Origin of the sequence: Algibacter sp., from assembly GCF_049667265.1 — a bacterium.
Lineage (GTDB): Bacteria > Bacteroidota > Bacteroidia > Flavobacteriales > Flavobacteriaceae > Algibacter_B.
Map to the genome: position 1 here is coordinate 1 of NZ_JBATHX010000456.1, position 8610 is coordinate 8610.

An 8610-nucleotide genomic window follows, 5' to 3' on the forward strand; every position below is an offset into this window, starting at 1 on the left:
TATTAGTGAATTAAAGCCATTTTTCCAAAGAATGTAAAATTAAATTGCTCAAAGTTTTCAAAAAGACTTTAACCAAAATAACAGGAAAAATGTATAAAGAGTATGCTCCTTTTTTAGATAGAATGCGGAAGGAACTTAAAAATGTTTAGCTTAAAACATAATTTATAATTGAATAATCCTCAAGGGCAAACTCTTGGGGTTTTTTTGTACATCTATCAATTTTATTAGAGCTTTCCCTTAGAGCTGTTTTTCATCCTATCAATATTTTAAATGAAAAATGAAACTAGAAATTAGTAAGAATTATTAGATAGAAACTATATATATAGGGTAAAATATTTATGAAGTAGGGTAATTTAGCATAGATTTACACTATGTTATAGTGTTAATTTTGAGTAAAACTTTTTTGATGTTTTCTTAAATCATTGAGAAGATAGTAGTTAACTTATTAAAACAAGACAAAAATCTATGACATAAACTTCACAACATCCAACTAAACAAAAATCATTTTATATGAAAAAAATCGGCAAATGCTGGAACATTCACCGATTAGATAAAATGATTCAAACTTAATTAAACCATTAAACTCAAAACAAAAATATGAAAAATCACCTTAATTTAAAGGGAAACACCCTTTATTCATTAAAGTTTGATTTAAAGTTGAAAATTACAATTTGCTTAATTGTATGTTCACTTTTTCAAATACATGCAAATACCTCTTCTGAAATAGAAAAATTAGAAGTTGAATCGACTCAACAAATTACAGTCACAGGAACAGTTTCAGACGCAAACGGTCCATTACCAGGAGTAAACATTCTTGTTAAGGGAACCACAAACGGTACACAAACCGATTTTGATGGTAATTATAGTATTTCGGTTGATAATGCTAATGCTGTACTTATGGTTTCGTATATTGGTTATGCAACTCAAGAAGTTGTTGTAGGAAATAATACAACATTAAATATTACATTATTAGAAGACGCAGCAAAACTTGATGAAATAGTTGTTGTTGGTTATACCACTAGAAAAAGAGGAGATATTACAGGCTCTGTAAGTACTATAAGTTCATCGGAAATTCAAAATACCGCTAATAAGGATGTTGCTAAATCTTTATCAGGAAAGGTTTCTGGATTAATTGTAGCAGATAGAGGAGGTTATCCTGGTTCTACCGATAGCAATGATCTAACTTTATTAATCCGGGGAGTTTCGACGTTAGGAAATAATTCACCTTTAATATTAATAGACGGAATACCTTCAGGTTCCTTCCAACAATTAGCACCACAAGATATTGAGTCTTTATCTGTTTTAAAAGATGGAGCAGCAGCTATTTATGGAACTAGAGCGGCAAATGGAGTTATTTTAATTACCACTAAGAGAGGTAAATCTGGTAAACCGAAATTTAATTTCTCAACACAATATTCAGTTTCTCAATTTTCTACTTTTCCAAATCAAATGTCATCAGAACAGTACGCGATTTATGAAAACGAAATAGCAGATAGAAATGGAACAGCACTACCTTTTACACAAACAGATATTGATACCTATGCTAGCGGTAGCGACCCTATAAATTTTCCTAATACAGATTGGGCAGATTTGACATTTGCTAGTTCTTCGCCAGAAACAAGAAATTCATTGTCTATATCTGGAGGAAGTGAAAACGTAAGTTATTTTGTAAGTGGAGATGCCCTTAATCAAAAAGGTATTTACAAATCTGGTGATTTAAAATTTAAACAATACCAATTACGCTCTAATATAGATATTAAGTTGTTTGAAGGGTTTAAATTAGGGGTTGACTTAACAGGTAGAATAGGTGAAACTAATGAGCCCGGTGTAGATAGAGCAAACATATATAAACATATATATACTAATTTACCAACACAGGTTGGGGTATATCCTAATGGACTACCTGGTTTTGGCGGTGAAAACGGACAAAACCCTTACATAATGACTAGTGATGCATCTGGGTTTACTAACAGAGTTACTCATAATTATAGAGCTAGAATTTCTTATGATTGGAAGTTAGATCAATATGTTGATGGGTTAAGTATAAGAGGTTTTGCTGGTCTTGGGCAAGTTAGTTTTGAAAATAGATCATGGGATAAGCCATGGACGTACTACCAATTAGTTAATGGTGAATATGTAGCGTCTCAAGGATTCCAAGTTAGTCCAGATAGAGTATTAGAAGATACTTTCAATAAAAGCAACCAAACGTTATTGAATACTACAATTCATTACTCAAAAAACTTAGGTGTAGATCATAATTTAAGCGCCTTTGCTGGATATGAGAATTCTTCAACTAAAGATCGTTCATTCTTTGCTCAAAGAACAGGTTTTAATTTAGAATCAATTACCGAGTTAGATCTTGGAGCGGGTGATAATCAAACAAATGGTGGAACTTCTCAGGATTTTGGATTTGTAAGTTATTTTGGTTCATTGTCTTACGATTTTCAGAAAAAGTATTTTATTGATTTAACAATACGGCGTGATGGTTCTAGTAGATTTGCTCCTGGGAAAAAATTTGGTACTTTCCCTGGTGTAGCAGTATCGTGGGCTATAGATAAAGAATCATTCATGGAAAATGTAGGTTGGGTTAATGCTTTAAAAATCAGATCATCTTTTTCAAGAATGGGTAATGATAGAATCAACCAATTTCAATATTTAAATAGTTATGCGCTTGGTTATCCTACAAACCCTCAAAATGCGGGTTGGTATCAACCTAATGGATATGTGTTTGGCACACCTGGAGTAGCTGTAAGTGGTTTTGGTAGAAGTGTAGTTCCAAACGAGCAAGTTACATGGGAGACAGCGGACATGATGAATGTTGGATTAAGTTTTTCTTTATTTGAAAGTAGATTATCAGGAGATTTTAATTATTTCAAACAAAAGAGAACAGATATATTAGTTGGAAGTAGTGGCGTTCCTGATATTTCGGGGCTAACAGGAAGTGCTTTGCCAGATGAAAATATTGGTGAAGTGGATAATTTTGGTTGGGAACTTGAATTAGGTTGGAAAGATAAAATTGGAGAAGTAGATTATAATCTTGGTTTTAATTTTACTAATGCACAAAATGAGGTAGTAACTCTCGGAGAATCGGATAATGTTCCTGATTATAGAAAAAGAGAAGGTAAATCTGTGAATTCTTATATTGTATTCCCTACAGCAGGGATTTTTAGAGATCAAGCACAAGTAGATGCTACAGCAGTTAAAAAAGCTGGTACGGTGGAAGGAGAGCCTATTTATCTTGATACTAACGAAGATGGTGTGATAAGTGCTGATGATAGAATTAGAGTAGATACCTCTGCTATTCCAGAAATACAATATGGTATTTATGGAGGTATGAATTACAACAATTGGAATTTTAACTTTCTTTTTCAAGGTCAGGCACAAGCAGATGTGTTAGTGTTTTTCGACCAAGCAGGAGCTAAGCCAGATTTTGTCTTTAATGATAGATGGACACCTAGTAATCGTGATGCAACATACCCAAGAGCATTTGCTCAAGGAGATACTTATAGTGGTGTGCAAAATCAAATAGCAGCTTCTGCGGTAAATAGTGGTTTTGAAGGTGCTGATCTGTATTTAAAAGATGCTTCTTTTTTAAGGTTAAAAGAAATAGAAATTGGATATACCCTCACAAAAGACGTTACAAAATTTGCTGATATTAAAATATCGCTTAGAGGGTTTAACGTACTTACCATGTTCTCTGACATATATGATCTGGGTCTAGATCCAGAAGCAACAGGATATAATAACTTTAGAAACAGTACATATCCGTCATTAAAGAGTTATACTCTCGGCTTAAATATTAATTTTTAATTAGTTATGATAGTAAATAATATAAAAGGAAAACAAATGAAAAATATAAAAATTGCATCAATAACTTTTCTAATTGCTTTTTTTACAATCTTTGGTTGTGAAGATGTAATAGATGTAGAGCCACAGGATAGGGTTACAGAAGTAGCTGTTTATGCTGATGTTGATCAGGTAAGAGCTTTAGTTTATACAATGTACAATAGTACAGAAGGTTGGGCTATAAGAAGAAATGAATTTTGGGGACAAAGGATTAATATTGAAGGAGCCTCTTTTGAAGCTAAATTTAATTTTAATGATTTAAATAATGTTTACCAATTAAGAGCTGGAGGATGGTCTAAGTCTAATGTTGGAGGAGCTTTTGCTGGGAAATGGCAAAATTATTGGTCCTACGTTCAATCAACTAATGAGTTTTTAAGTAAAATAGATGAGAGTCCAGCTATGTCTTCTGACCCAGAAAGCGTAGATGTATTAAAGGCAGAAGTACGTTTTTTAAGAGCTAATCTATATGCTAAGTTAATTAAATATTTTGGTGGTGTACCAATAATAACAGAGCCAGCGAAAATTACAGATAACTTTGAATATACTAGAAATAGTTATGAAGACTGTGTTAAATTTATTGTAGAGGAGTTAGATGCTGCAGCAGCGATATTACCACCAACACGTTCAGCATCAGAATTTGGTAGAGCAACAAAAACAGCGGCTTTGGCAGTAAAATCACGTTTGTTATTGTATGCTGCTAGTGATTTACATGACCCTAGCCTTTTACCACAAACAACTAATACCGAGCTTTATTCTTATTCTGTTGCAAGTAAATGGGAGGACGCTGAAAAGGCTGCTAAAGCAGTAATTGACATAGTAGGTGAAGATGCCTTAATTCAAGTGGCAGATGCCAAAGGATATCAAGAGTTATTCTTGTCACCTAATGATAATATCATATTTGCAAGACCTTATGCTGCGGGTTTTTATGAAGTTGGTACAGGTGGGTTTGGAGCGGCAAATTCGCTTCCAGATCAAGCACAATCTCCTAGTGGTTATGGTGGTTGGGCATTATGCGCTCCAACACATAACTTTGCTTTAGAGTTTAATTTTGCCGATGGTACTTCTACAGGAGGTGTTACGCCCGCTAGCCCAAATGATAATAGAGAAATGAGATATTATGCAAATCTTAATTTTCAAGGATCCAATTTTAGAGGACGCCCGGTTGATTATGCATTGGCTGTAACTCCTAGTGCTACAACACCTGATGGTTTAGATTCTCCAAATGGACTTGGTAATGTATTACATTCTTCAAAAACTGGATATAACATTAGAAAGTTTCAAGATGAATCTTTAAGTGCTACCAATGGTATCTCTGCCAATCGTCCATATATTTTATATAGAGTAGCAGAAATGTATTTAAATTATGCGGAGGCATTAGCTGAGCAGGGTAAAGATGGTTTAGCTAGCACCTACCTTAGCAGGGTGTCTGTAAGAGCAAAACAACCTGCTATTAATTTAACGGGTGATGCACTTAAAGAAGCTATAAAAAGGGAAAGACGTGTTGAGCTTTGTTTTGAAGGGCATAATTTCTTTGATGAGAGACGATGGTTAAACGAAGATCATTTAGGGTTTGATATTAAAGGACTAAAATGGCAAAAAGAAACGAGTGGAGATTTAACTTTTGAAGAATATTCACTTTTCGAAGATCCTACACAAGGCAGAGTATGGTATGATAGACAATATTATCTGCCTATACCAGAAGGTGATTCAGAAATAGTGCCTACATTGATTCAGAATGACGGGTATACCCTTTAATTTGTAATATTTAGTAGTTAGTTCTATTTAAAATACCGAAGGCTGAGCCTTCGGTATTTTTATTTTCTTTAGATATAAATAAGATAAAACTTGCTTATATTGATTGTTTTGTTTGATTGCCAAAAAACATAAAATGGTAATTTTGGTTATCTCTAGGGTAATTTATTAACTTGTTAAAAGTTAGATTTAATTTATTTTAGTAGCAAATTAGATTCAACAAATCTGTTAATTATAAGTAGCTGAATCATATGTAATTAATAGATAATTTTTAAATAAAAACTAGAATATGGTAATTGAAAAAATAGAAGCATTTGTATTAAAAGATAAATTATCGAATAGTTTTTTCTTTTCTCAATGGGAATATTCTGAAAGATGTATTTGTGTTGTAAAAGTAACGGCTTCAGACGGATCTTATGGATGGGGTGAAGGTTACGGACCAGCAACATTGATAGAAGCAGGAATTAAATTGTTAGAACCTATAGTGTTAGGTGAAGATCCGTTACAAAATGAAGTTATTTGGAATAAAATGTACCGTAAAACCTTAGATTTTGCTAGAAGAGGGGTTTTTATGGCTTCAATAAGTGCGATTGATATAGCTATTTGGGATTTAAAAGGTAAAATATTAGGGCTTCCAATTTCTACCTTGTTGGGTGGTGCTCACAGAACAGAAATAAGACCTTACGCTACGGGTATGTATTTTACCGACCATGATAATCCAACTAGAGATTTCGAAGCAGAAGCCAAATTATATATTTCTCAGGGTTTTAAAGCTATGAAAATGAAAGTTGGTTTAGGTATTAAAACCGATGTGGAGAACGTCAAAAAGATGCGCGAAATAATAGGTCCAGATATTCAATTAATGGTAGATTCAAATCACGCGTATACATTAAGAGAAGCTACCGAGCTTGCCCGAAAAATTGAAAAATACGATATTAGTTGGTTCGAAGAGCCTTTGTCGCCGGAATTTTATGGGCAATATAATGAGCTTAGAAGTAAAACTATTATTCCAATCGCTGGCGGTGAATGCGAATATTTACGATTTGGCTTTCAGCAATTAATCCAAAACAAATCGGTTGATATTATTCAACCTGATATTTGTGCAGCAGGTGGTTTAACCGAAGCAAAACGAATTTCAGCTATAGCAAGTGCAAACGGAATTGATATTATTCCACATACTTGGGGAACTTCAATTGGTATTCATGTGGCATTGCATTTTATTTCAAATATTGAGTCTATACCGGGTAGAATGTATCAACCAGATTATTTAATGGAGTTTGACCAAACCGAAAATGGATTAAGAGATAATCTGTCTTTTCCTAAAATTGAGATGAAAGATGGGATGATTGAAGTACCAAATAGACCTGGACTGGGAATTGACATTGATGAAGCAGTACTAGAAAAGTATGCAGTATCTAAAATAACATTTAAAAAGAGTATTATTTAAAAGCTATAGTGATAATGAAAACAGAAAATTTCGGTTATAAAAAATTATACATAGATGGTAAATTAGTTGATTCTGTAAGTGGAGAAAGAGAAGATATTATTTGTCCTGCAACAGGAGAAGTAATTGCTCAAGTAGCTAAAGCAGGAAAAGCAGATGCCGAAAAAGCATTACTATCATCTAAAAAAGGATTTGAATATTGGTCTAAGTTATCTTTAGAAGAAAGAACATCTTGGATGCTGAAATTACGTTCTGCTATCTTAGAAAAAGAGCATGAACTTAAAACAGCAATGGTCCATGAGATGGGAAAAACCTATGCGGGATCCCAAGAAGATATTGATAGGCTTACTGAAGCATTAGAATGGTATCCTAATGCCATGAAGAATTTAAGAGAAGAGCAAATTCCAGATTATGAGGGTACACATACTCATAAAATGATTTCTAAACCAGCGGGCGTTGCCATTGCATATTTAGCATGGAATTTTCCGTTATTAAATGTGGGTTATAAAATTGGACCAGCATTGGCTTCTGGTTGTTCATTAATTATTAAACCATCATCATTAGCACCTTTGTCGACCTATATGGTTGGCGAAATTTTACACAGTATTAATTTCCCTGCAGGAGTTGTTAATATTTTAGCAGGTTCTAGTAGTGAAGTTGCTACACCAATGACTACAAGTACAATACCAGCTGTTATAACAATGATTGGTTCTACACAAACCGGTCAGAAAATAATTGCAGACAGTACTACTTCTATCAAAAAATTAGGAATGGAATTGGGTGGAAACGCACCATTTATTGTTTTTGAAGATGCTGATTTTGAAGAAGCTTTAAATTTAGCAATCATATTAAGATTTCATAATACAGGTCAAATTTGTGTAGCTGCTAATAGAATATTTGTTCATATAAATATTTATGATAAGTTTTTAAAAGCCTATGTAAAAAGAGCATCAGAATTAAAAATAGGATTTGGTATTAAAGAAAACGAAGATGTTTTTATGGGACCTTTGGCTTCTAGTGAATCTAGGGATAGAATGTTCAAATTAGTTGAAGATGCTGTAAGTAAAGGAGCAACATTAGAATATGGAGGTAAAATTCCTGAAGGTTTACCTGAAGGAGGATATTGGATGCAACCAACTGTTGTTTCTGGTATAACAACAGATATGAAATTGTTTAGAGAAGAAACTTTTGGTCCTGTAGCAGGCATTATGTCTTTTGAAACAGATGATGAAGTTTTAGAGTTAGCAAATGATACAGAATTCGGATTAGCCTCATATATTTTCACTAATAATTATAAGAGAATTGAACGGTTTACTGAGGATTTAGAGTTTGGTGAAATTCAAATAAATGGTGTTAAATATGCTATCTATTTACCTCATGGAGGCTTTAAAAATAGTGGTATTGGACACGATTGTTCTCACTTAGCTTTGGAAGATTATTGAGTTAAAAAACGAGTTTCATCAGCCATTTAATCAATCAAAACCGCTTTATATCAGTTGTTTGTAATGATTAACTCAATATATGAAACGGGAAGATTCTTGATTATAATTAGCTTGTTTAGTTGTCTT

The 8610-nt window shown here is 33.3% G+C and carries 4 protein-coding genes; all 4 read left to right on the forward strand.

Going from position 1 to position 8610, the window contains the following annotated elements; translation table 11 throughout:
* Positions 1 to 597: 597 nt before the first annotated feature.
* Positions 598 to 3810 (forward strand): SusC/RagA family TonB-linked outer membrane protein, encoded by a 3213-nt coding sequence (locus tag WBN21_RS15755; protein ID WP_424201959.1) that lies wholly within the window; start codon positions 598 to 600, stop codon positions 3808 to 3810.
* Between the two features lie 36 nt (positions 3811 to 3846).
* Positions 3847 to 5601 (forward strand): RagB/SusD family nutrient uptake outer membrane protein, encoded by a 1755-nt coding sequence (locus WBN21_RS15760; protein ID WP_424201961.1) that lies wholly within the window; start codon positions 3847 to 3849, stop codon positions 5599 to 5601.
* A 286-nt stretch (positions 5602 to 5887) separates the two neighbouring features.
* Positions 5888 to 7045 carry a mandelate racemase/muconate lactonizing enzyme family protein gene (locus WBN21_RS15765; RefSeq protein WP_424201963.1) on the forward strand — a complete coding sequence of 386 codons (1158 nt, stop codon included), beginning with the start codon at positions 5888 to 5890 and terminating at the stop codon, positions 7043 to 7045.
* Between the two features lie 14 nt (positions 7046 to 7059).
* Positions 7060 to 8484, forward strand: a complete 1425-nt coding sequence (locus WBN21_RS15770; RefSeq protein WP_424201965.1) for an NAD-dependent succinate-semialdehyde dehydrogenase — start codon at positions 7060 to 7062, stop codon at positions 8482 to 8484.
* Positions 8485 to 8610 lie beyond the last annotated feature (126 nt).